This window comes from Halomonas marinisediminis, assembly GCF_004347715.1.
Classification (GTDB): domain Bacteria; phylum Pseudomonadota; class Gammaproteobacteria; order Pseudomonadales; family Halomonadaceae; genus Halomonas; species Halomonas icarae.
In genome coordinates, this window is sequence record NZ_SLTR01000002.1 from 252,539 (window position 1) to 276,110 (window position 23,572).

Below are 23,572 nucleotides of genomic sequence, written 5' to 3' on the forward strand. Positions count from 1 at the left end.
CGCGCGCCATGGAGAACTCCGACATGAACATCCAAGCCGTTTCTCGTCACACCGGGGGTAGCGTCCCCGAGGTGGGTCAGCCCCATACCCGCAATGAGGCCGCCTGTCACGACCTGAGCATCCGCGTGCGCGATCTCAGCCTCTGGTACGGCGACAGCCAGGCGCTCAAGGGGCTCGATATCGACCTCTTCCAGAAGAACATCACCGCGCTGATCGGGCCCTCCGGCTGCGGCAAGTCGACCTTCCTGCGCTGCCTCAACCGCATGAACGACCTGATCCCCGGTGTGCGCATCGAGGGTCTGGTGGAGATGGATGGGCGTGACGTCAACCAGGTGAAGATGGACGAGGTGGCGCTACGTCGCCGGGTGGGTATGGTCTTCCAGAAGCCCAATCCCTTCCCCAAGTCGATCTACGAGAACATCGCCTATGCTCCGCGCATGCACGATCTGGTCAGCCGCAAGCCGGAGCAGGACGAACTGGTGGAGAAGGCACTGCGCGATGCCGGCCTGTGGGAGGAGGTCAAGGACAAGCTGCATCAGCCCGGCACCTCGCTCTCCGGCGGCCAGCAGCAGCGCCTGTGCATCGCTCGAGCCATCGCCGTGCAGCCCGACGTGATCCTGATGGATGAGCCCACCTCGGCACTGGACCCGATCTCCACCGCCACCATCGAGGACCTGATGGATCGCCTCAAGAAGCAGTTCACCATCATCACGGTGACCCATAACATGCAGCAGGCGGCACGCGTGGCGGACTACACCGCCTTCTTCCACCTTGGCGAGATCATCGAGTACAACGATACCAACACGATGTTCGCCAATCCGGCCACCAGGAAGGCCGAGGACTACATAACCGGCCGCTATGGCTGAGGGGACGTCAGAGGCTGGATCTCGGAGATTGAGCGGCATCACGGGGAGGCTTTGGCCTCCCCGTCGTCGTTTGTACGTGTCATGCAATTGACATCGCGGCGGTTTATATATGGAATTCCAGATATTATTATCTGTCCAGGGGAGACAACCATGAGCTTATCCATCGGCATCAACGGTTTCGGGCGCATCGGTCGGCTGGTACTGCGCAGCCTCTGGCCTCGCGTCGCGGCCGGCGAGGTCGAACTCGTGCGCCTCAACGACCCGGGCGGCGACGCCGCCACCTTCGCCCACCTGCTCGAGTTCGACTCGGTGCACGGCCGCTGGTCGCCGGGGCAGGGCATCCGCGCCGAGAAGGAGGCCATCGTGATCGACGGCCACCGCATCGCCTTCAGCGGCCACGACACCCTCGCCGCCGCTGACTGGTCCGGCTGCGACCTGGCCCTCGAGTGCTCCGGCAGGATGAAGACCCGGGAGGCGCTCCAGGCCTACCTCGACCAGGGCGTGGCGCGGGTGGTGGTCAGCGCGCCGGTCAAGGAGCCGGGCGTGCTCAACGTGGTGATGGGCGTCAACGACGACGCCTTCGATCCCGACGTCCATCGCATCGTCACGGCGGCGAGCTGCACCACCAACTGCCTGGCGCCGGTGGTCAAGGTGATCCACGAGACCTTCGGCATCCGCCACGGCTCGATGACCACGGTGCACGACATCACCAACACCCAGGTCATCCTCGACGCCCCCAGCTCCCCACAGAAGCCGGACCTGCGCCGTTCCCGGGCCTGCGGCATGAGCCTGATCCCGACCACCACCGGCTCGGCTAGGGCGATCACCGCCATCTTCCCGGAGCTCGAGGGCAAGCTGAACGGCCATGCCATTCGCGTGCCGCTGGCCAACGCCTCGCTCACCGACATGGTCTTCGAGCTGGCGCGCGATGTGACGGTGGAGGAGGTCAACGCGGCGCTCCAGGCCGCCGCCGAGGGCGAGCTCGCCGGCATCCTGGGCTATGAGGCGCGCCCATTGGTCTCCATCGATTACCGCACCGACCCGCGCAGCGCCATCGTCGACGCGCCCTCCACCATGGTGGTGAACGGCACCCAGGTGAAGCTCTACGCCTGGTACGACAACGAGTGGGGCTATGCCAACCGCACCGCCGAGCTGGCCCTGAAAGTGGGAAAGGAGTCGGTGGGCCATGTCTGAGGCGGGCGGTATCGCCGGGCGCATCAGGACGCTGCCCGTCGAGGTGCGCCAGTACCTGCTGATCACCGGCAACTACTGGGCCTTCACCCTCACCGACGGTGCCCTGCGCATGCTGGTGGTGCTGCACTTCCACCAGCTGGGCTACTCGCCGCTGGAGGTGGCGCTGCTGTTCCTCTTCTACGAGGCCTTCGGCGTGATCACCAACCTGGTGGGCGGCTGGCTCGGGGCGAGGCTTGGGCTGAACCGCACCATGAACGCCGGCCTCGCCCTGCAGATCGTGGCGCTGGCCATGCTGATGGTGCCGGCCAGTGTCTTGACCGTGCCCTGGGTCATGGCCGCCCAGGCACTCTCGGGCATCGCCAAGGACCTCAACAAAATGAGCGCCAAGAGTGCGGTGAGGGTGCTGGTGCCCAAGAACAGCCCCAGTGCCGGCTCCGCGCTCTATCGCTGGGTGGCGATCCTGACCGGCTCCAAGAACGCGCTCAAGGGGGCCGGGTTCTTCCTCGGCGGTGTGCTGCTGTCCGTCGTCGGCTTCCGTGGGGCGGTCATCGTCATGGCGGCCATGCTCATTGCCGTGTTGGCGCTGTCCCTGCTGAGGCTCAAGGCCGACCTGGGGCGCCAGAATCGCAAGCCGAAGTTCCGCGAGGTGTTCTCTTCCTCAAGGGCCGTCAATGTGCTCTCGGCGGCCCGGCTCTGCCTGTTTGCCTCCCGGGATGTCTGGTTCGTGGTGGCGCTACCAGTGTTTCTCTATGACCAGCATGGCTGGAGCCACTGGACGGTGGGCGGGCTGCTGGCGATATGGGTCATCGGCTATGGCGGGGTTCAGACCCAGGCGCCGCGGCTGACCGGCCTGGTCAAGGGCGAGGCGCGAGGCGTTACGGTCTTCTGGGCTCTCGCCCTGGCCGGACTGCCGGCCCTGCTGGCGCTGTTGCCACTGGCCGAGGTGGGTTGGCTGGTGGCGGGCCTGCTGGCCTTCGGCGTGCTGTTCGCCGTGAACTCCAGCTGGCACAGCTACCTGATCGTCCACTATGCGCGCGCCGATGGCGTCTCCATGGACGTGGGCTTCTACTACATGGCCAACGCCATGGGGCGCCTTGCCGGCACCCTGCTTTCCGGCTGGGTCTACCAGGCCCATGGCTTGGCCGCCTGCCTGTGGATCTCGTCGGCCCTGGTGGCGGCCAGCGCCTTGATGGCCCTGGCCCTGCCCAGGGGAGCGCGAGCCTGAACTTGGCTCGGGCCTTGGCGTAGAATGGCCGAAAGCCTCGACAAGGAACCCCCGATGACGCTGGACCCGCTGCGCCTGTTCAAGTGCCTGAGTGATGAGACGCGCCTGATGCTCACCCTGCTGATCCTGCGTGAGGGGGAGCTGTGTGTCTGCGAGATGACCCATGCCCTGGAGGCCTCGCAACCCAAGGTCTCTCGTCATCTCGCCCAGCTGCGCCACTGCGGGCTGCTCAACGACCGCCGTGAGGGACAGTGGGTCTACTACGGCCTGGCACCGGCACTCCCCCAGTGGGCGGCGGCCGCGCTGGAGGCTGCGGGCGAGGGGCACGCAGGCGCCCTTGTGACCCTGCAGGAGCGCCTGGCGCGCATGGGCAATCGACCCGAACGGCGGGCGGCACTGTGCTGATCAGCCTTGGCGTCTCTCGGCCTTGTCCCCCGATATGACAGAAGATCGTGCGTCGACGACCGGAAAGTGGACGCGTGTCTTATTGGCGATACGCACCAGCGCCAGCATCAGGGGGACTTCCACCAGCACGCCGACCACCGTGGCCAGGGCCGCGCCGGATTGCAGGCCGAACAGGGCGATGGCGGCGGCCACCGCCAGCTCGAAGAAGTTGCTGGCGCCGATCATCGCCCCGGGGGCGGCCACCGCATGGGGTACCCGCCACGCCTTGGCCCAGCCGTAGGCGATAAAGAAGATCAGGAAGGTCTGAATGATCAGCGGGATGGCGATCAGCACGATATGCAGCGGCGCCTCGAGGATCACCTCGCCCTGGAAGGCAAACAGCAGCACCAGGGTCACGATGAGCCCAATCGGTGTCACCGGGCCGATACGCTTCATAAAGACGGTGTCATACCACTCGCCGCCGCGGCGGGCGATCAAGGCGCGCCGGGTCACGACGCCCGCGGTGAGCGGGATCACGATGTAGAGCACCACCGACAGGGCGACGGTATCCCAGGGTACCTCGATATTGGAGACACCGAGCAGGAGTACCACGATGGGCGCGAAGGCGAACAGCATGATCAGGTCGTTGAGGGCGACCTGGATCAGGGTGTAGGCGGCGTCACCGCGGGTCAGGGTGCTCCAGACGAAGACCATGGCGGTGCAGGGGGCCGCCCCCAGCAGAATGGCCCCGGCCAGGTACTGGCTGGCCAGCGCCTCCGGAATGAAGGGCCGGAAAACTACCGTCAGGAAGAACCAGGCGATGGCGAACATGGTGAAGGGCTTGATCAGCCAGTTCACCGAGGTGGTGATGACCAGGCCCCGAGGCTGGCGGCGCACCCCGAGCACCGCAGAGAAGTCGATCTGGGCCATCATCGGAAAGATCATCGCCCAGATCAGGATGGCGACGGGGATCGATACCTGCGCGACTTCGAAGCGTGACAGCGTCTCGGGCACCGCCGGGACGAGCTGGCCGAGCAGCACCCCGGCGATGATGGCGAGCGCCACCCAAAGGGAGAGGAAGCGCCCGAAAAGCCCCATGCCCTCGGTGGTCACGATGGTGTTGGAAGTAGCGTGGTGGGCCATGGTGGCAGCCTTTGGCGAGGTGAATGAGAGTCCGTTGAAGATATTCGATTATCCATATGTCTTCAACATACATGCCATTGTGGCTGACCGCTGTTCGTTGGCCGCGAGCGTGCGCCTGCGCCTGGATCGTCTGTCTCGCCCCAGGGGATAGTCGGTCTCTTACCTCACTTGTGTACTCTCTCTTGTGTGCTTTATGTCGTCGCCACGGGATATGCTGGAATTAAATAGACGACTGGTCTATATTAATCTCATGACACAGGCAATCTCTCAACACCCCCGTCGCCGAGGCCGGCCCCCTAAGGTGCCACGGGACGATCCGGACACCCGTGCCGCACTGATCCGCAGTGGGCTCGAGGTCCTGACCGAGCAGGGCTTCACCGTTTCGGGCATCGACGGCATCCTCAAGCGTGTGGGGGTGCCCAAGGGCTCCTTCTACTACTACTTCGACAGCAAGGAGGCCTTCGGGCGTGCCGTGATGGAGCAGTATGGTGCCTATTTCGCCGCCAAGCTCGAACGTCATCTGGATGATGATTCACGGTCGCCGCTGGCGCGCCTCGAGGCCTTCGTCGAGGACGCCACGGCGGGCATGGCTCGGCACGACTATCGGCGTGGCTGCCTGGTGGGCAACCTGGGGCAGGAGGCCGGCAGCCTGCCGGAAGGCTACCGACAATGGCTGCGGGTGACGCTTGCCGACTGGCAGCGGCGCCTGTCCCGCTGTCTGCGCGAGGCCCAGGGGGTGGGCGAGCTCGCCGAGAGTGCCGACTGCGAGCGGCTCGCCGAGGCATTCTGGATCGGCTGGGAAGGGGCCGTGATGCGCGCCAGGCTGGAGGGTGGCCCGCGCCCCCTGGAGACCTTTATCGCGATCTACATGCAGGGGTTGCCCCGCTAGTTCGTGCAGAACGACCCGGAACGGCGGGATATTCAGGCCTTTTTATAGACGACCAGTCTAAAAGGGCGTCAACAACGTGAGGTGCATGATGTTCAAGGCAATTCTGATCGAAAAGCAGGACAACGGTCATGACAACAAGCAACGGGTTGGCCTCGAAACCCTTGATGAGTCGCGACTGCCGGAGGGCGACGTCACCGTCAGGGTCGACTGCAGTACCCTCAACTACAAGGATGCACTGGCCATCACCGGGAAGGGGCCGGTGGTGCGTCAGTTTCCGATGGTGCCGGGCATCGACCTGGCCGGCATGGTGGAGGAGTCCACCAGCGAGGCCTATGCCCCTGGAGATGCGGTGCTGCTCAACGGCTGGGGCGTCGGAGAGGCCCACTGGGGAGGCCTGGCCGAGAAGGCGCGGCTGGATAGCCGCTGGTTGATTCCGATGCCGTCGGCGTTCACCCCGCAGCAGGCCATGGCCATCGGCACCGCCGGGTACACCGCCATGCTCTCGGTGATGGCGCTGGAGCGGCAGGGTGTCACCCCGGATCAGGGCGAGGTGCTGGTGACCGGTGCCAACGGCGGGGTGGGAAGCTATTCGATTGCGCTGCTCGCGCAACTGGGTTATCGCGTGGTGGCCTCCACCGGGCGCCTCGAGGAGGCCGATTATCTCAAGGGACTCGGTGCCGAGCAGGTGATCGATCGGGCGGAGTTTTCCGAGCCGGGGCGTCCGCTGGCCAAGGAGCGTTGGGCAGGGGCCATCGACTCGGTGGGTAGCCACACCCTGGCCAACGTGCTGGCCTCGACCCGCTATGGTGGCAGCGTGGCCGCCTGCGGGCTGGCCCAGGGCATGGATCTGCCGGCCAGCGTGGCGCCCTTCATCCTGCGTGGCGTCAACCTGATGGGGATCGACAGCGTGATGCGCCCCTATTCGGATCGTGTGGAGGCCTGGCGGCGGCTCGGGGAACTGCTGGTGCCCGAGCAGCTCGATGCCATCACCCGCACCATCGCCCTGGAAGACGCCATCCAGGCGGCCGACGATCTGCTGGCCGGAAAGGTTCGTGGCCGCGTGGTAGTGGCCATGTCGGCCTGAGGCAGCCGGCGGGCGACATGGATGTCGCCCGCCTGCCCCTTAATCGATCAGCTCGACGGCCACCGCCGTGGCTTCACCGCCGCCGATGCAAAGGCTGGCGATGCCGCGCTTGCCACCCTTGGTGCGCAGGGCGTGGATCAGGGTCGCGATGATACGCGAGCCGGTGGAGCCGATGGGGTGGCCCTGGGCGCAGGCACCGCCGAAGACGTTGACCTTGTCATGGGGGATGTCGAGTCCGTCCATGGCCAGCAGGGTGACCACGGCAAAGGCCTCGTTGATCTCGAACAGGTCGACGTCGTCCACGCTCCAGTCGAGCTTCTTCATCAGCTTGTCGATGGCGCCCACCGGGGCGATGGTGAACTCGCTGGGGTGCTGGGAGTGGGTGCTGTGGCCCAGCATGCGTGCCAGAGGCTTGGCGCCGAGCCGCTCGGCGGCGGCACCGCTTGCCAGGATCAAGGCCGAAGCGCCATCGGAGATGGAACTGGCGTTGGCCGCGGTGATGGTACCCTCCTTGGCGAAGGCGGGGCGCAGCGAACGGATCTTGTCGAGCTTGGCCTGGAAGGGCTGCTCATCGTGGTTGACCACGCTCTCCCCCTTGCGGCTGGTGACGGTGACCGGTGCCATCTCGGCATCCAGGTGGCCGGCGTTGGTCGCCTCCATGGCACGTTCCAGCGAGGCGATGGCGAAGTCGTCGAGGCGCTCGCGGCTGTAGTCGCGCTGGGTGGCGATATCCTGGGCGAACACGCCCATCAGCTTGCCGGTCTCGGCATCCTCGAGACCGTCGAGGAACATGTGATCCTTCAGCTCGCCATGCCCCAGGCGATACCCGGCGCGGGCCTTGGGCAGCACATGGGGGGCGTTGGACATGGACTCCATGCCGCCGGCCAGGGCAACCTCGGCACTACCCGCGCGAATCAGGTCATGGGCCAGCATGGTGGCCTTCATGCCCGAGCCACACAGCTTGTTGATGGTGGTGGCGCCGATGGCATCTGGAATGCCGGCCTGGCGCATGGCCTGGCGTGCGGGCCCCTGCTTGACGCCGGCCGGCAGCACGCACCCCATGATGCCCTCATCGATGCTCTCGGCGTCGATGCCGGCACGTTCGATGGCGGCGCGGATGGCCACGGCGCCGAGCTCGGGGGCGGTGAGGCTGGAGAGGCTGCCGAGCATGCCGCCCATGGGGGTGCGAGCGGCGGAGAGGAAGACGATATCGTTGGAGTGGCTCATGATGGTTCTCCCGATGTGGAGAGCGGTTCCCGATGGAGCCGCGCTGTAATGGTCGTTATGGCTGTGATGGTCGTTATGGTTGTAGGTTGCCCTGTGTCACGTTGACCGACTGGCGGGGCTGTGGTTCTCTCACATTCAACCAAGCAAGCGCTAGTGTGAATGCCGATGAATGTAATGAATGCGTCCCCACGCCGCAAGGAGTTGACCCGCCTGGCCGCCCAGTTGTTCGTCCAGGAGGGCTTCGATCGTACCACGGTGCGTATGCTGGCCCAGGAGATGGGCATCAAGTCCGGTAGCCTCTTCCACCATTTCCGCGACAAGCAGGAGATCCTGGCCGCGGTGATCGAGGAGGGCACCGAGAATGCCCTGGTCATCGCTCGAGACGCGCTTGCCCGCTGTGACAGCGGTGCCTCGGCACGCTTGCATGCCATGGCGCGTGCCCACCTCGAGACCCTGCTCACCGATCGCAATGCCCATGTGGTTGCCCTCTATGAGTGGCGCCGACTCGACAGCGAGGCGCGTGCCCATCTGAGCCACCTGCGCGACGCCTATGAGGCGCTGTGGGAAGAGGTGATCGACGAGGCGCTGGCCGAAGGCCTGGTCCACGGTGATCGCTTCCTGGTCTCCCGTTTCGTGATGGGGGCGCTCAACTGGACGGTACGCTGGTATGACCCGGAAGGCACGCGTACCCCCGACGAACTGGCCGATGAGCTGGTGGCCATGATCACGCGCTCGGCCTCAACTCCTTGAATCCGGCGCCGCCTCGACCATCGTCTAGGCGCTTCTCTCTGCTCCTGCTCTTGTTCTGTGCGGTCCGACTCGCTAGGTTAGACCTAGCGCTTGTTAGGTTTACGCTTACGTTAACTGCTAACCATAACAATCACAAAACAACCCATGAGGACAGCCCATGAGCACGCACGCCAGCCTGCCCAACTACCGTGACTACCTGGAGCGATTCTCCATCGATGACGTCATCGCCCGCCTGGACGACCACCAGGATGGCAAGTTCAACGCCTTCGAGTCCTGCTGTGGCCGCCACCTTCGAGCCGGGCGGGGCGACGTGCTGGCCCTGGTCCATGAGGACACTCAGGGCAACGTCAACCGGATGACCTACGCCGAGCTCGAGGCCGAAAGCGCCAGGCTCGCCGGCTGGTTCGCCGAGCGTGGCCTCGGCGTGGGGGACCGCATCGCCTGCATGCTGCCGCGCTCGCCTCAGCTGCTGGTCGCCATACTGGCCACCTGGCGCATCGGTGCCGTCTATCAGCCACTCTTCACCGCCTTCGGCCCCGACTCCGTCGACTACCGCCTGGGGCGTGCCGATACCCGGCTGGTGATCACCGATCACGCCAATCGTTATAAGTTCGACGGCTTGAGCCAGTGCCCGCCGGTGCTGGCGGTGGGAGGCCCCAGCAGCGAGCATGCCGACGATCTCGACTGGCACCAGGCGCTGGCTCATGCACCGGTCGAGACCCAGCCGCCGCGTCTGGAGCGCGAGGCGCCTTTCCTGCAGATGTTCACCTCCGGCACCGTGGGCAAGCCCAAGGGCGTGGCCGTCCCGCTCGCCGCGATGCCGGCCTTCGCGCTCTACATGGAGCTGGCCGTCGGGCTGCGTGACAGCGACCGTTTCTGGAACATGGCCGATCCGGGCTGGGCCTACGGCCTCTACTACGCCATCACCGGACCGCTGCTGCTGGGTGTGACCACGCATTTCTGTGAGGCGGGCTTTACGGCCGAAGGCGCCCTGGCCTTCATGCGCCGTCACCGGCTTACCAACTTCGCCGCTGCCCCCACCGCCTATCGCCTGATGAAGGCTTCCGGTCTGTTCGATGATGCCCATGAGACGCTCGAGCTACGCGCGGCCAGCTCTGCCGGCGAGCCGCTCAATACCGAGGTGGTGAACTGGGTGGAGCACTCCCTGGGGTGCCCGGTAACCGACCACTATGGTCAGACCGAAACCGGCATGACCTGCAACAACCATCAGGCCCTCGAGCATCCCAAGCATGCCGGTGGCATGGGGGTACCCATGCCCGGCTATCGCCTGGCGATCCTCGATGCCGAGTACAACGAGCTGCCGCCGGGCGAGCCCGGGGTGCTGGCGGTGGATATCAAGAACTCACCGGCCTTCTTCTTCCCCGGTTATACCTGGCAGGAGAAGCACCCCTTCGCGGAGGGGTACTACCTGACCGGCGACGTGGTGGTCCGCAACGAGGATGGCACCTTCCAGTTCGCCGGCCGCGATGACGATATCATCACCACCGCCGGCTATAGGGTTGGGCCGACCGATGTCGAGAATAGTGTCATGACTCACCCGGCGGTGGCCGAATCGGCCGCCGTGGGCCAGCCTGATGAGATCCGCGGCGAGATCATCAAGTCCTATGTGGTGCTGCGCGATGGCTTTGAACCGAGCGATGTCCTGGCCGATGAGATCCGTCAGCAGGTCCGCGAGCGCCTCTCGACCCACGCCTTCCCGCGGGTGGTCCAGTTTGTGGATGAGCTGCCCAAGACACCGAGTGGCAAGATCCAGCGCTTCAAGCTGCGTGCCGATGCCGTCGACAAGGCCGCAGGCGAGTAATTCGAGGAGTTCCTATGCAGATCAAAGACAGTACCTTCCTGATTACCGGGGCCGCCTCCGGGCTGGGTGCGGCCACCGCCGAACGCCTGGTGGCCGCCGGTGGCCGCGTGGTGCTCTGTGACCTGAGCGATGCCGTGCATGACCATGCCGAGCGCCTGGGGGAAGCGGCCCGGGCAATACGTGGCGATGTCACCTCGGGAGAGGAGATCCAGGCCGCGGTGGACGCCGCCGTCGAGCTCGGCGGTGAGGGTGGTCTTGCGGGAGTTGTGCACTGTGCCGGTATCGTCAGTGTGGGCAAGCTGGTCGACCGCGAGGGCAACCCTGCCGACCTGGAGGCCTATAACCGTGCGATCCAGATCAATCTGGTGGGAACCTTCAACGTGATGCGCCTGGCCGCCGCCGCCATGTCGAAGAATGCACCGGGCGAGGATGGTGAGCGTGGGGTGATCATCAATACCGCCTCCATCGCCGCCTTCGACGGTCAGGTGGGGCAGTGCGCCTACAGCGCCTCCAAGGCCGGGGTGGTAGGCATGAGTCTGCCGGCAGCGCGTGAGCTATCGCGTCACGGTGTCAGGGTCATGGCCATCGCCCCTGGGGTCTTCGAGACCCCCATGATGAGCGAGATTCCCGATGAGGCCGCCCAGGCCCTGGCGGCCGCCGTGCCCTTCCCCAAGCGCCTCGGCCGGCCCGAGGAGTTTGCCCGCATGGCCGAGCAGATCATCACCAATACCATGCTCAATGGCGAGGTGATTCGCCTCGACGGTGGGATTCGCATGCAATAACCGGTTGCCTCGGAGCTGTAAGCCATCATCTATCAGCTCTAGAAAATGCTCGCGGTGTCGTTGAATAACACCCCGAAGGCTGGACACTCGATCCAACCTTCGGGGTGTTTTCTCTTTCGGGGTGTTTTCTCTTTCGAGGTGCTCTATGGGGGGTGGCAGCAGTGCCCGTGTCGTTCGAGTTTTCAAACGAACGCTTGACTCTCGGTTGTGTGGCGGCTAATTTCAAACACATGTTTGAAAGCGGTTGCCATTGCCTTCCTGCAATCGACAACAGGCGCCACTCTTGTGGTTCACCGAGACATTGGAGAGTTCGAGATGCCCGACTATCAGGCCCCCCTGCGTGACCTTCGTTTCGTGATGGATGAGATGCTGGACTACCCGGGCCACTATGCTCGCCTGCCCGGTGGGGAAGAGGCGACGCCCGACGTGGTCGCTGCCATCCTGGAGGAGGGGGCGCGCTTCTCTCGCGAGGTGTTGCTGCCGCTGAATCAGAGCGGCGACCGCGAGGGCTGCCTGCTGGAGGGTGGCGAGGTGAAGGCTCCCAGGGGGTTCAAGGAGGCCTACGCCCAGTATGTCGAGGGTGGCTGGCCGAGCCTGGCCGCCGACCCCGCCCATGGTGGTCAGGGATTGCCTCACTCGCTGGCCATGGTACTCAACGAGATGGTCTGCTCCACCAACCTGGCCTGGGGCATGTACCCGGGGCTCTCCCATGGCGCCGCCGACGCGCTGCGTCATCACGGAACCGAGGAGCAGCAGGCCACCTATCTCACCAAGCTGGTGGAGGGCACCTGGACCGGCACCATGTGCCTGACCGAGCCTCACTGTGGCACCGATCTGGGCCTGATCAAGACCCGTGCGATGCCCAATGACGATGGCAGCTACGCGGTGACGGGCACCAAGATCTTTATCTCCGCCGGTGAACATGATCTGGCCGAGAATATCGTCCATCTGGTGCTGGCCAAGCTGCCCGACGCGCCCGAAGGCTCCAAGGGCATCTCGCTGTTTGTGGTGCCGAAGTATTTACCCAATGAGCACCTGCCCGATAGTGATGGCAACCCCGGCGAGCGCAACGGCGTCACTTGCGGCTCCCTGGAGCACAAGATGGGCATCCACGGCAACGCGACCTGCGTGATGAACTTCGACTCGGCGAAGGGCTTCCTGGTCGGGGCACCCAACAAGGGCCTGGCCTGCATGTTCACCATGATGAACGCTGCCCGCATCGGGGTCGGCATCCAGGGTCTGGGCCTCACCGAGGCCAGCTTCCAGAACTCGCTGGCCTATGCTCGCGATCGCCTGCAGATGCGTGCACTCTCCGGTGCCAAGGCGCCCGAGAAGGTCGCCGACCCGATCATCGTTCATCCGGATGTGCGGCGCATGCTGCTGACCCAGAAGGCCTTCGCCGAGGGCGGCCGGATGCTGGTGCTGTATACCGCCCAGATGATCGATATCGTCGAGCAGGGCACCGATGCCGACGAGAAGGCGCGGGCCGAGACCCTGCTGGGCCTGCTGACGCCTATCGTCAAGGCATTCCTTACCGAGGTGGGCTTCGAGGCGACCAACGAAGGCGTGCAGGTCTTCGGTGGGCACGGCTTCATTCAGGAGTGGGGCATGGAGCAGCTGGTGCGCGATGCGCGCATCACTCGCCTCTATGAGGGCACCACGGGTATCCAGGCCCTCGACCTGCTGGGTCGCAAGGTGCTGATGAGCCAGGGCGAGAGCCTCAAGGCCTTTACCAGGGAGATCCACAAGTTCTGCCAGGCCGAGGAGGGCAACAGCCAGCTCGCCGAGTTCGTCCGCCCGCTGGCCAAGCTCAACCAGGAGTGGGGCGAGATGACCATGGCGATCGGCATGAAGGCGATGGCCGATCGTGAGGAGGTGGGGGCGGCCAGCGTCGACTATCTGATGTATTCGGGTTACGTGACCCTGGCCTACCTGTTCGCCCGTGCCGCCCGGCAGGCTCGCGCCGCACTTGCCGAAGGCACCGACGAGGCCGCCTTCTACCGCGCCAAGCTGGATACCGCGCGCTTCTTCTATCAGCGCCTGCTGCCGCGCACCCGCGCCCACAAGGGGGCACTCGAGGCCGGGGCCGATCCGCTGATGGCCATCAGCGCCGAAGATTTCGGGCTCGGCTTCGAGATCTGATACCCGATTTTCCTGGCAATAAAGATCGATGGGCGGCGAGGGCAACCTCGCCGCCTTTCTTGTTGGGGGCTCTGGTGCCGGCGGGGCTTGGCAGGCATTATGCGAGACATACACGGTGTATCGACGCGCGCCCTGGGCGCCGGGAGGCCAGCATGACCCGTTCCACCCGCCTGCAGACGCTCATTCGGCTCCTGCGCCATCGCCAGGAGCCCATGCCTGGCCCCGCCCTCGCCGAGGCCCTGGGCGTCTCGCTGCGCACCCTCTATCAGGAGATTGCCGTGCTTCGCGCGGTGGGTATCGAGGTGGTCAACGAACCCGGCCGGGGCTATCTCTTGCCCCCTGAGGTCGTGCTGCCGCCACCGGCTCTACAGGAACCCCAGGTGGTCGGACAGGGTGGAGGGGCCTCATCCCAGCCGACAGTCGACGCGCTGGTCTTCTATACCAACCCGCTGTCGCGTGGCGGTATCGTGCACTGGATGCTGGAAGAGCTTGGCATCAACTACCGCACGGTCACGCTGGAGTACGGCAGCGCCATGAAGTCCCCGGAGTACCTCGCCATCAATCCGCTGGGCAAGGTGCCCGCCATCCGTCATGGCGACACCGTGGTGACCGAGGCCGCGGCGATCTGCGCCTATCTGGCCGATGCCTTCCCCGAGGCGGGGCTGGCCCCGCCATTGGCCGCGCGGGGCGACTACTATCGCTGGCTGTTCCTTGCCGCCGGTCCACTGGAGAGCGCCATCGCCCTCAACGATCTGGGCGTCACGCCCACCCCGGAGCAGGCGATGCGCCTGGGTAGCGGTGACTACTGGGCGCTGGTGGAGACCCTCGCTGGCGCCGTGGCGGACAAGCCCTTCATCGCCGGCGACGCCTTCAGTGCGGCGGATGTCTATGTGGGCTCGCACATCGGCTGGGGCATGCACTTCGGCACACTCCCTCGCCGGCCTGAGTTCGAGGCCTACTGGGATGGCCTGCGCGAACGTCCGGCCCAACGGCGCTGCGAGGCCTTTATCGAGCGGGTGCTGGCTGGAGGTACCTGACTTCCCTCAGGCGCCGTGCAGGCGGCGGTGCAGAGAGCGGATCCGTTCGGCGAAGGCCGGTACCGGCCCCTCGACCACGGCGCCCGGCACCACCTGCTCGATGGGCAGTGGCGCCACCGGCGCCGGCGCAACGCCCATCTCCTCGAGCCAGCCGATCAGCTGCTCGGAAGAGCTGGCGTAGACGATGCGCCCCAGCCCCACCCAGCCATGGGCCGCTGCGCACATGGGACAGTGCTCGCCGGAGGTATAGACGGTCGCCCCGGCGCGCTGCTCGGGTGTGAGGTGCTCCGCCGCCCAGCGGGCCAGAAAGAATTCGGGGTGCTGGGTGGCGTCGCCGCCGGCCACATGGTTGTGGTCCTCGGCCAGCACCTCGCCCTCTGCACTCACCAGCACCGAGCCGAATGGCTCATCGCCCGCTTCCAGTCCCTTCTCCGCCAGCGCCACGCAGCGCTCCAGATGAATCATATCGGTGGCATCGATCATCGTTGGGTCTCCAGTGGTGAAAGGGCCTCCAGCATAGGAAGCCTCGCCGCGGTTTGCATCCCCCCCCGTCCATTGCCTGGCGGCGAGGTCCGGGCCGACCGAAGCGCTGGGGGGCGGCTGCCAGTCCTGTTACCAGAACTCGTCCAGCATCAGCAGCAGGGTGGCTCCCACGGCGGCGAGTAACAGGGCGTTGCGGACCCAGCGAATGCCACGGGTCAGGGAGCATAACCATCCGGCGGCGTTGGCGCTTTCGACCGTCACCTCCCTTTCCTGCCTCGCCCCCATGGAGCCGAGCGACAGCCGCCCCCTCAGCCAGTCGATCAGCGTCAGTGCGCTGACGGTGACCGCCGGCAGCCTGTCCAGCACCGCAGACAGCGCCGTCAGCAGCAGGACGACATAAAAGAGTGCGCCGATGCCCAGCAGCGGAGCCACCTCCGCTTCCCATCCCGGTGATATCTGAAACCCCGGTAATTCCGAGCGCACCATCGTGATGATACCGACCATGACTCCCAGCGCCTGCTGCAGATGGGAGAGCAGCCCCAGCAGCAGCAGGGTGAGCTCCGTGATGGCCAGCCAGCCCTGCCGGGCGGCATCGCTAAGCCACAGGCCGGCCCGGCGCAGCAGGGTTCGCAGGACGATCGGCAGCGCGAAGATCGCCGCGACGCTCAGGGCCAGGAGCAGCAGGTCCCGCGCCTCTCCGGGCTCGAGCCCGAGGATCAGCGGCAGACTCACCGTGCTGACCAGGGCCAGTCTGACCCAGCGCCCAGGGTGCCAGGGGGTGTGGGTGCCTTCCCGACGATCGCGCAGGCCGCTGCCCAGCGCACCGAAGGCGAAGGCCACCACCGGGGCGCCCAGGTTGGCACTGCTCCAGGCCAGGAGGACTCTGCTAGCCTCCACGATGGCGGCCATGCATATCACTCCGGCGACCCCGCGTCGCCGATAGCACCAGCCGGCCAGTAGGGCCGCCAGCGGGAGAGCGAGTCTGCTGCCCACGGGAGCGAGCTGGCGGAGCAGGTCGCCATGCTCTCCCGCCTGTATAACGAGAAAATGCCAGGCCGGATACCCGCCCCATAGCACCAGCAGCAGCGCACAAGTCCCAAGTGGCCTGGCCGGCAGCGGCGTGATGGGCCCCTGCGCCTCATGGAGCTCGCGGTGGTATCGCCCGGCCAGAAAGCAGGCCGCCCCGGTCAGGAAGTCGGCGGGGGTGTCGAGCCGGTAGCCGATCCGCCTGGGCAGCTCCAGCAGTGTCCCGTCGAGCAGGGCCAGGGCGAGCCCCGCGGCGGTGGCCAGGGCCAGGGGGGCCAGCACCGACAGTACCGGAGCTCGGGCACTACCGAGCAGAAACAGCAGGAAGAACAATATCGGCAGCAGACGGATCGAGACATCGATATCGACGCCATTGTCGAGCCCCTCCCTGGCCACGACCAGATGCAGCGGCAGCAGGAGGAGGGCGGCAAGGAAGCCGAAGCCCGGCCGGAAGCGATCGGCAAGGTCCGGCACCCTCCATCCGGACGCCAGCAGTGCGGCAAGCGCGATCGCGGCCAGATAGAGGCCGGGCTCGGCGGGAAAGCTGCCAACCGGTAGATAGAGACCGAAGGGAAGCAGCGATCCACCGACCACCACCATGCCGACTCCCCGCCAGCCATGGCGGTCGGCGGCGAAGGCCGCCAGTGGCACACAGGCGAGGGCGGCATGGAAGTACAGGGCACCGGTCAGGGGCCACTGGAAGGAGAGCAGCATGAGGCCAGGAAGCAGCCAGTAGGGGCTTGTCATCATTGCCTCTCCCGGGACCCGGTCGACTCGCCTCGGTCGCCTGCCCACGGCAGGTCAAGAGCGAAAGGTCCGCTCCTTCAATATAGTGAGCGTAAGGCCGTCACGTCGCCGCCACCGGCTGGGGGGGGCACTGACGGGCCGGGGAAACTGTCTGCCGTGGTGAGCCTGACTCCTTCAATTCCGGTGTCGGTCCGGGACGGCCTGGAGCCACCGCCCGCCACAGACGTTCTGCTAAGATGGCCGGCCCAGACCGGATGCTTCTGCCAGGAGTGGCTCGCTCAACATGATCCCCGACCGTCTTCCCCCGCTCGACAGCATCGCCGCGGAGCGTGCCGTGCGACGCCTCGACCAATTGACCAAGCCCCCGGGTAGCCTGGGGCGCCTGGAGCGTCTGGCCGTGGAGTTGGCGGCCATCCAGGGGGAGTCACTCCCCCAGGTTGCGCCCCCCGCCATGCTGGTGTTTGCCGCCGACCACGGGGTGGCCGCCGAGGGGGTGTCGGCCTTTCCCCAGGAGGTGACCGCCCAGATGGTGGCCAACTTCACCGCCGGCGGGGCCGCCATCAACGTTTTCGCTCGGCAACACGCGGCACATCTTGAAGTCATCGATGTGGGGGTTGCCACTCCCATGCCCGATGATGTCGCCCGTCACCCGCGACTGGTGAACGAGAAGGTTCGTCTCGGCACCGCCAATATGCTGGAAAGCGACGCCATGACACGGGACGAGGCCCTGCAGGCCATGGCGGCAGGGGCGCGCGCCGCGAAGCGTGCCGCCGCGGCCGGCTGTCGTTGCCTGATCATCGGCGAGATGGGCATCGCCAATACCACGGCGAGCAGTGCCTTGTTGGCCGTGCTGACCGGCGGTCCTGTGGCCGGGCTGGTCGGAAACGGTACCGGTCTCGATGCCAGTGGTGTGGCCCACAAGCGGTCGGTGATCGAGCGGGCCCTGGGGGCACGTCGGCCGGATCGCAACGACCCGCTGGGGACTCTCGCCGCGGTGGGGGGGCTGGAGATTGCCGCCATGGCCGGGGCCTTTCTGGGCGGTGCCGAACAGCGCCTGCCGCTGCTGGTGGATGGCTTTATCGCCACGGTGGCGGCGCTGGTGGCCCGTCGCCTCTGTCCCGGCCTGCGTGAATATCTGATCTTCGGTCACCGCTCCCAGGAGCCGGGGCACGAGCTGGCACTGAAGGCCCTCGATGCCCGGCCGCTGCTCGACTTCGGGCTGCGCCTCGGCGAAGGCACCGGCGCCGCCCTGGCCTTTCCGCTGCTGGACTCGGCGTGTCGCTTGCTGTCGGAGATGGCCACCTTCGATGATGCCGGTATCGGCGCTGGGTCATGACGTCGGAGACTATCCAGCTCGGCTTTGGGCCGGGGCTAACCCTGGCCGTCGATGAGGAGTGCGTGCACCTTGCCAGCCCTCAGCCACTCTGGACGCTGAGCAGCGCCCTGGTGGGTGGTGGCTTCGGCTGGCGCCACCACTTCTGCAACTTTCATGTAGACAAGGATTACGCTGGCCACGACCCGGCCGGGGAACTGGCGAGATGGCTGGCGGCGCGCGGTATCCCGCTAGAGGGGAGCCTGGCCATGATGACCGCGGTGCGACTCGAACACCTGACGCTGGTGGAAGGCGATGGGGTAGTGGTGGCGGTGACCGCGGGGGCAGGCAATGCCGTGGATATCACCGCTTCCCTGGTTGGCGATCCACGACCGGTAGGCACCATCAACACCCTGGTGCTTATCGATGGGTGCCTCAGCGATAGCGCCATGGTCAACGCCTGCCTGTCTGCCAGTGAAGCCAAGGTGCGCGCCCTTCAATCGCTGGAAGTGCGTGACCCCCACAGCGGCACGCCGGCCAGTGGTACCTCCACCGACTGTCTGGCGATCGCCGCGACCCAGCAGGGAGCGATGACGCCCTACGCCGGGTCCGGTACCCGACTGGGACGCGAGCTTGGCCAGGCGATATATCGGGCCACTCGAGAGTCGCTGCTCGCCTCCCAGGAGTGGCGGCGTGGTGCCGAGAAGCGGGCGGTCTTCCATGGCTGAGCCGCTATCGCTTGCACTGCTCGGCCTGGTGCTGGCCGCCGTGGGATTCGACCTGCTGATCGGTGACCCGCGTCGCCTGCCGCATCCGGTGGTGGGCGTGGGGCAGGTGATCACTCGTCTGGAAGCCGCCTTGAACCATGGCAGCCCGGTGAGTCGTCGGTGCAAGGGGGCGTTGATGACGGCGCTGGTGGTACTGGGCACCGGGGGGCTGGGCTGGGTGTCCATCACGCTACTGGCACGTGTTCATCCCTGGCTGGGCTGGCTCGCCGAGGGGTGGCTGCTGGCCAGCTGTCTGGCGATCAAGGGCCTGCGCGATGCCGCCCTCGCCGTGGCGACGCCGCTGGCGAGTGGTGACCTGCCAGGCGCTCGCCGGGCACTTTCCATGATCGTCGGGCGTGATACCGTCGAGCTGGATGAGGCCGAGATCGCCCGTGGCACGGTGGAAACCGTGGCCGAGAACAGCGTGGATGGCATCACCGCTCCGCTGTTCTTTGCGCTGCTCGGCGGTGCGCCGCTGGCGCTGGCCTACAAGGCGATCAACACCCTCGACTCCATGGTGGGCTACCGCAACGCACGCTATCTCGACTTTGGCTGGGCCTCGGCCCGACTCGATGACCTGGCCAACTGGCTGCCAGCACGCCTGACTGCCCTGACGCTATGGCTCGGCGCGCGACCGAGCGCTGGGTGGCGGAGCCGGGGAGCGCTGGTCGCCACCCGCCGGGAAGCGCCGCGCCACCTTAGCCCCAACAGCGGTTGGCCCGAGGCCATGGTGGCGAATCTGCTGGGCGTGCAGCTCGGTGGCAACAACCACTATCTCGGCGAACTCTCCGAGCGGGCTCGGCTTGGCTCCCCCCATGAGGCCCTCGGTGCCCGGCATATCCCGGCGGCGGTTCGCTTGATGCATGGCGGTTGGGTCCTCTTTCTGGCGCTGCTGGCCCTTGTCATCCTGTTCAAGGAGATGCTGACATGAGTGCGAAGGAGTGGCCGCTCCACGGCGGGCAGCCGGCGCCCTTGCTGGCTCGCTTCGGGCTGGCCGACGACACGCCGGTGCTGGATGCCAGCGCCAATCTCAACCCCCTGGGGCCGCCGACCTGGCTCGCCGACTGGGTGTCGGCTCGTCTGCAGGGAGAGGCACTGGCCCGCTACCCCGATCCCGACTATCGCGAGGCGCGAGAGTCGATCGCCGCCCGCGATGGGGTGGCACCCGATCAGGTGCTGCTGACCAACGGTGGCGCCGAGGCGATCTTTCTGGCCGTTGCCCTCCATGCCCGGGAGTTCCCTGCCGCTCCCGTGGCCATCGTCGAGCCCACCTTCGCCGAGTATGCACGAGCCTGCGCGGCCCATGGCCTGCCAGTCACTCGCCTGACGCTCGAGCCACCGGACTTTCGCCTCGACCCGGAGGCGGTGGTCGCCGCCCTGGGCGAGGCGCGACTGCTCTTCCTGTGCCGCCCCAACAACCCCACCGGCACCCTGGCGACGAAAGCCTCGGTGGAGCGGCTACTCGAACTCACCGCGCAGCGCGGCTGTCGCGTGGTGGTGGACGAGGCCTTTATCGATTTCGTGGGCGACGAGGCGGGAAGGCCGGCGGGGGAGGAGGCCTTGACGCCACTGCTGACCCGCTTCGAGCACCTGATCCTGCTGCGCTCGTTGACCAAGCACTTTACCCTGCCGGGGTTGCGCCTGGGCTATCTGCTGGCCGACCGCGAGACGGTGCGCCATGCCGCCAGCTGTCAGCCCGCCTGGAGCGTCAATGGGCTGGCGGCGGCACTGGTGGCCCCGCTGCTCGCCGATCGCGACTTCGCCGGTCACACCGAGGCGTGGCTCGCCACCGAGCGGCCGCGGCTGCAGGTGGGGCTCGATGCCCTGGGCCTGGAGGTGATCCCCAGTCGGGCCAACTTCTTCCTGGTGCGTCACCCCGGGGGGCGCGAGGCGACGCGCCAACTGCTGCCGGCGCTGCTGCGCCACGGTGTGCTGGTGCGTCATACCGAATCCTTCCCGGGTCTCGACGGCGGCTGGTTGCGTCTAGCCCTGGGCGATGCCACCACCAATGCGCGCCTGCTGGCGGCCCTGGCCGAGGTGTTGCGGGAAGCCGAGGAGGGCGGGTCATGATCGCCTTCGTCGGTGGTGGGGCCCGCTCCGGCAAGAGTCGACATGCCGAGACGCTGGCCGGCGCCTTGCATCGATCCCGCGGTGGCGCGCTTGTCTATCTCGCCACGGCCCAGGCCACGGACGACGAGATGGCCGCGCGAATAGCGCGCCATCGTCACGAGCGCGGCACCGGTTGGCGCACCCTTGAGGCGCCCCTGGCGCTGGACACGGCCCTTGCCGAGGTGGCCGAGGGAGATAGCGTGCTGCTGGATTGCCTGACCCTCTGGGCCAGCCAGTGGCTCTATGCCGGTGGCGGCCAGGAGGCTGAAGGGGAGGCGATGCTGGCCCGGGTGATCGAGATGGCCCGCACGCGCGATATCGCCCTGGTGGTGGTCTCCAACGACCTCAACGAGGATCTGCCACCAGCCGATGCCGAGACCTGGCGCTACCTGGCCTTTCTCCAGCGACTGCATCGCCGGCTGGCGCGAGAGGCGGACCGGGTGATCGAGGTGGTGGCCGGCATGGCGCTCGAGTGGAAAGCCACCGACGGCCAGGCTGCCGGGGAATGTCGCCCAGAGGCGAGACGATGAGAGAGGCCCTCCATGGGCTGGTGCTGGCCCTGCAGTTTCTAACCCGGGTTCCTCTGCCTGTTGCCTGCCCGTGGCATGCCGGCACCTGTCGCTGGGCGTTGCGCTGCTATCCCCTGGTGGGCCTGCTGATCGGCGCCGCCCTGACGGTGGTGGCCGCTCTCGGGGAAGGACTTCCCACCCCGCTGCTGGCGCTGACCCTGCTCAGCCTGTGGGTGGCGCTCAGCGGGGGGCTACACCTCGATGGCGTCATGGATCTGGCCGATGCACTGGGCAGCAATGCGCCCCTGGAGCGGCGCTGGGCGATCATGAAGGATAGCCAGGTGGGCAGCTTCGCCATTCTCGCCCTCGTCTTCCTGCTGGCCTGGAAGGGTGTGCTGATATGGGCGCTGCTCGACGCCGGGATCAGCCCCTGGCTATGGGTGGCACTGCCGGCCCTGGCGCGCTTCGGCGCCCTGGCGCTGTTGCGCCTGGCGCCCCTGGCACGCCGCGAAGGGTTGGCCTGGACCTGGCGGCAACACCTGAGGCATCGCGACCTGGCGCTATCGCTACTGCCGTTGCTGGCCATCTTCGGCTTCGTGCCCGGTGGGATCTGGCTGCTGGGGGCGCTGCTGGTCTTTCTATGCCTCTATGGCCTCTTTATGGTCAGGGCCTTTTCCGGCATCAACGGCGATATCGTGGGTGCCGCCATCGAGGGAGGAGAACTATGGCTGCTGCTCGCCGCCTGGAGCTGGTGGTGGTTCGGCATGGCGTGACGCGCTGGAATCTCGAACGACGCTACCAGGGGCAGCGCGACATCCCGCTTCTGCTGCCCGATGCCGTGCCAGACATGGAGCGATTGCGTGAGCACCTGTCGGGCATCGAGTTCGATGCCATCCACTGCAGTGACCTGGCCCGCTGCCGACAGACGCTGGCCCATGTTCAGCCGGGCCGCGACACCTCGGCGCTGTTCGACCCGCGCCTGCGAGAACTCGACTTCGGCGACTACGAGGGCCGCACCTGGGACGAGCTCAAGGACGATCCGCTCTATCGGGCATGGATCGATAGCGCCGGCATGCGGGCACCGCCCGGCGGTGAGTCGTCCGATGCACTCTGGGGCAGGCTCTCTGCCTGGCTGGAAGGTGTGCTTGCACAGTCAGGTGATCGAGAGCGCGTGCTGGCGGTCAGCCACGGGGGCGTGATTCGCGAGCTGCGCCGTCGTCTGGAGGCCGTCGACTTCTGGGAGGGCGTGGTGGGTCAGGCCCAGGGGCGTCACTTCACGTTTATCCATCAGGAGGGAGGCTGGCGATGCAGTGCTTCATCGGCGGTGCCTGTTCAGGGCGACGCGAACTAGTCGACGAACGCTTTCCGGCGGCGCACTGGGAGCGGCTGAACCCGGGGCAGGGTGTGGCGGACTGGCTCGGCGACCTGCCTGAAGGTGCGACCCTGGTGGTCACCGGCTGGGCCGGCTGGCTTACCGCCGCCCTGGCGGAAGATGGAGACGACGGTGTACGGCAAGGCTGGCGTGCCATGCTGGAGGCCCTGGCGGCGCGGGAGACCCGGGGGCTGGAGGTTGTTCTGATTCTCGACGAGATGGGGCGCGGCATCGTGCCCATGGCGCCCGAAGCTCGCCGGCTGCGGGATCTCAACGGCTGGCTGGTCCAGGAGGTCGCCTCACGCTGCTCGGCGGTGTGGTATGTGCGCCATGGCCTGGCCAGGCGACTGGACAGCGGAGAGTAGCGACCAAGCCTATGACGCCGCGTTGACGCTTCCCATGGGGATTGGTAGCTTACGCGCACTCTCAGGTGCTGGCGGAGTGAATGCCGCCAGGTAAACGGGAAGTCGGTCCATTCCGACGCTGCCCCCGCAACGGTGATCGAGTCAAGAGCCGCCACTACCTTCAAGGGTATGCCACTGTGCCCATCGGCATGGGAAGGCGGCGGTTCTGCAGGGTCGTTGGCGTCACGCCAGCCCCTCGCTCGTCAGCCCGGAGACCGGCCCGAGAGCGCATGCCGGACCGCGGAGGGTGGTCAACAGGCAGGGCCTCGACCGCACGCTTCCTCGCCGTCTCCCTACC

The 23,572-nt window shown here is 66.6% G+C and carries 23 protein-coding genes and 1 riboswitch; of the genes, 19 read left to right on the forward strand and 4 right to left on the reverse strand.

Features of this window, described 5'->3' with window-relative positions:
* Positions 1 to 23: 23 nt before the first annotated feature.
* The 4 genes from pstB (at position 24) to E0702_RS02965 (ending at position 3,690) form a co-directional block, all read left to right on the forward strand.
* Positions 24 to 866 (forward strand): phosphate ABC transporter ATP-binding protein PstB, encoded by an 843-nt coding sequence (gene pstB / locus E0702_RS02950; protein ID WP_132041460.1) that lies wholly within the window; start codon positions 24 to 26, stop codon positions 864 to 866.
* Between the two features lie 150 nt (positions 867 to 1,016).
* The gene (locus E0702_RS02955) at positions 1,017 to 2,060 is read left to right on the forward strand and encodes an ArsJ-associated glyceraldehyde-3-phosphate dehydrogenase (RefSeq protein ID WP_132041461.1); all 1,044 of its coding nucleotides are present in this window, start codon (positions 1,017 to 1,019) and stop codon (positions 2,058 to 2,060) included.
* The gene (arsJ, locus tag E0702_RS02960; RefSeq protein ID WP_132041462.1) at positions 2,053 to 3,285 is read left to right on the forward strand and encodes an organoarsenical effux MFS transporter ArsJ; all 1,233 of its coding nucleotides are present in this window, start codon (positions 2,053 to 2,055) and stop codon (positions 3,283 to 3,285) included. The genes E0702_RS02955 and arsJ overlap by 8 nt, the downstream gene beginning before the upstream one ends.
* Before the next feature lie 54 nt (positions 3,286 to 3,339).
* A complete protein-coding gene (locus E0702_RS02965; RefSeq protein ID WP_132041463.1) occupies positions 3,340 to 3,690 on the forward strand; it encodes a metalloregulator ArsR/SmtB family transcription factor in 351 nt (116 codons plus the stop codon).
* Here E0702_RS02965 and arsB read toward each other — a convergent pair whose 3' ends face one another.
* Positions 3,691 to 4,812, reverse strand: coding sequence for an ACR3 family arsenite efflux transporter (gene arsB / locus E0702_RS02970; protein WP_240721653.1), 1,122 nt, complete (start codon positions 4,810 to 4,812; stop codon positions 3,691 to 3,693).
* A gap of 250 nt (positions 4,813 to 5,062) precedes the next feature.
* Between arsB and acuR the strand changes: the two genes are divergently transcribed.
* A complete protein-coding gene (gene acuR / locus E0702_RS02975; protein WP_132041464.1) occupies positions 5,063 to 5,701 on the forward strand; it encodes an acrylate utilization transcriptional regulator AcuR in 639 nt (212 codons plus the stop codon).
* Positions 5,702 to 5,789: 88 nt separating this feature from the next.
* Complete coding sequence (acuI, locus tag E0702_RS02980) at positions 5,790 to 6,785, forward strand: acrylyl-CoA reductase (NADPH) (protein WP_132041550.1); 996 nt, start codon at positions 5,790 to 5,792, stop codon at positions 6,783 to 6,785.
* Positions 6,786 to 6,824: 39 nt separating this feature from the next.
* Here acuI and E0702_RS02985 read toward each other — a convergent pair whose 3' ends face one another.
* On the reverse strand, positions 6,825 to 8,012 hold the full coding sequence (locus tag E0702_RS02985) for an acetyl-CoA C-acyltransferase (protein WP_132041465.1): 1,188 nt from the start codon (positions 8,010 to 8,012) through the stop codon (positions 6,825 to 6,827).
* Between the two features lie 174 nt (positions 8,013 to 8,186).
* On the opposite strand from E0702_RS02985, the gene E0702_RS02990 reads away from it, so the two are divergent.
* From E0702_RS02990 to E0702_RS03010, 5 genes are all read left to right on the forward strand, one after another.
* On the forward strand, positions 8,187 to 8,762 hold the full coding sequence (locus E0702_RS02990) for a TetR/AcrR family transcriptional regulator (protein ID WP_132041466.1): 576 nt from the start codon (positions 8,187 to 8,189) through the stop codon (positions 8,760 to 8,762).
* A 157-nt stretch (positions 8,763 to 8,919) separates the two neighbouring features.
* Entirely contained in the window at positions 8,920 to 10,584 is a 1,665-nt protein-coding gene (locus E0702_RS02995) for an AMP-binding protein (RefSeq protein ID WP_132041467.1), read from the forward strand.
* A 14-nt stretch (positions 10,585 to 10,598) separates the two neighbouring features.
* A complete protein-coding gene (locus E0702_RS03000) occupies positions 10,599 to 11,366 on the forward strand; it encodes an SDR family NAD(P)-dependent oxidoreductase (RefSeq protein ID WP_132041468.1) in 768 nt (255 codons plus the stop codon).
* Between the two features lie 315 nt (positions 11,367 to 11,681).
* Entirely contained in the window at positions 11,682 to 13,508 is a 1,827-nt protein-coding gene (locus E0702_RS03005) for an acyl-CoA dehydrogenase C-terminal domain-containing protein (protein WP_132041469.1), read from the forward strand.
* 152 nt (positions 13,509 to 13,660) lie between these two features.
* Positions 13,661 to 14,545, forward strand: coding sequence for an HTH domain-containing protein (locus E0702_RS03010; protein WP_132041470.1), 885 nt, complete (start codon positions 13,661 to 13,663; stop codon positions 14,543 to 14,545).
* 6 nt (positions 14,546 to 14,551) lie between these two features.
* On the opposite strand, the gene E0702_RS03015 is transcribed toward E0702_RS03010, so the two are convergent.
* Positions 14,552 to 15,028: a nucleoside deaminase gene (locus E0702_RS03015; RefSeq protein ID WP_132041471.1), complete on the reverse strand. Its 477-nt coding sequence runs from the start codon at positions 15,026 to 15,028 to the stop codon at positions 14,552 to 14,554.
* 129 nt (positions 15,029 to 15,157) lie between these two features.
* Entirely contained in the window at positions 15,158 to 16,804 is a 1,647-nt protein-coding gene (locus E0702_RS03020) for a hypothetical protein (RefSeq protein WP_132041472.1), read from the reverse strand.
* A gap of 280 nt (positions 16,805 to 17,084) precedes the next feature.
* Between E0702_RS03020 and cobT the strand changes: the two genes are divergently transcribed.
* From cobT to E0702_RS03060, 8 genes are read left to right on the forward strand one after another with little or no spacing between them, the layout of a single operon-like run.
* Positions 17,085 to 18,137, forward strand: a complete 1,053-nt coding sequence (cobT, locus tag E0702_RS03025) for a nicotinate-nucleotide--dimethylbenzimidazole phosphoribosyltransferase (RefSeq protein WP_132041473.1) — start codon at positions 17,085 to 17,087, stop codon at positions 18,135 to 18,137.
* Positions 18,134 to 18,841 carry an adenosylcobinamide amidohydrolase gene (locus tag E0702_RS03030; protein WP_132041474.1) on the forward strand — a complete coding sequence of 236 codons (708 nt, stop codon included), beginning with the start codon at positions 18,134 to 18,136 and terminating at the stop codon, positions 18,839 to 18,841. Before cobT ends, E0702_RS03030 begins: the two co-directional genes overlap by 4 nt.
* Positions 18,834 to 19,811: an adenosylcobinamide-phosphate synthase CbiB gene (gene cbiB / locus E0702_RS03035; RefSeq protein ID WP_132041475.1), complete on the forward strand. Its 978-nt coding sequence runs from the start codon at positions 18,834 to 18,836 to the stop codon at positions 19,809 to 19,811. Before E0702_RS03030 ends, cbiB begins: the two co-directional genes overlap by 8 nt.
* The gene (cobD, locus tag E0702_RS03040) at positions 19,808 to 20,950 is read left to right on the forward strand and encodes a threonine-phosphate decarboxylase CobD (protein ID WP_132041476.1); all 1,143 of its coding nucleotides are present in this window, start codon (positions 19,808 to 19,810) and stop codon (positions 20,948 to 20,950) included. The genes cbiB and cobD overlap by 4 nt, the downstream gene beginning before the upstream one ends.
* A complete protein-coding gene (locus E0702_RS03045) occupies positions 20,947 to 21,519 on the forward strand; it encodes a bifunctional adenosylcobinamide kinase/adenosylcobinamide-phosphate guanylyltransferase (protein ID WP_132041477.1) in 573 nt (190 codons plus the stop codon). The genes cobD and E0702_RS03045 overlap by 4 nt, the downstream gene beginning before the upstream one ends.
* The gene (gene cobS / locus E0702_RS03050) at positions 21,516 to 22,271 is read left to right on the forward strand and encodes an adenosylcobinamide-GDP ribazoletransferase (protein WP_132041478.1); all 756 of its coding nucleotides are present in this window, start codon (positions 21,516 to 21,518) and stop codon (positions 22,269 to 22,271) included. Before E0702_RS03045 ends, cobS begins: the two co-directional genes overlap by 4 nt.
* Positions 22,223 to 22,849, forward strand: a complete 627-nt coding sequence (locus tag E0702_RS03055; RefSeq protein WP_132041479.1) for a histidine phosphatase family protein — start codon at positions 22,223 to 22,225, stop codon at positions 22,847 to 22,849. Before cobS ends, E0702_RS03055 begins: the two co-directional genes overlap by 49 nt.
* Positions 22,804 to 23,235, forward strand: a complete 432-nt coding sequence (locus E0702_RS03060) for a bifunctional adenosylcobinamide kinase/adenosylcobinamide-phosphate guanylyltransferase (protein ID WP_132041480.1) — start codon at positions 22,804 to 22,806, stop codon at positions 23,233 to 23,235. Before E0702_RS03055 ends, E0702_RS03060 begins: the two co-directional genes overlap by 46 nt.
* A 46-nt stretch (positions 23,236 to 23,281) precedes the next feature.
* A riboswitch (cobalamin riboswitch) is annotated at positions 23,282 to 23,512 on the forward strand.
* The last annotated feature ends 60 nt before the right edge of the window (positions 23,513 to 23,572 follow it).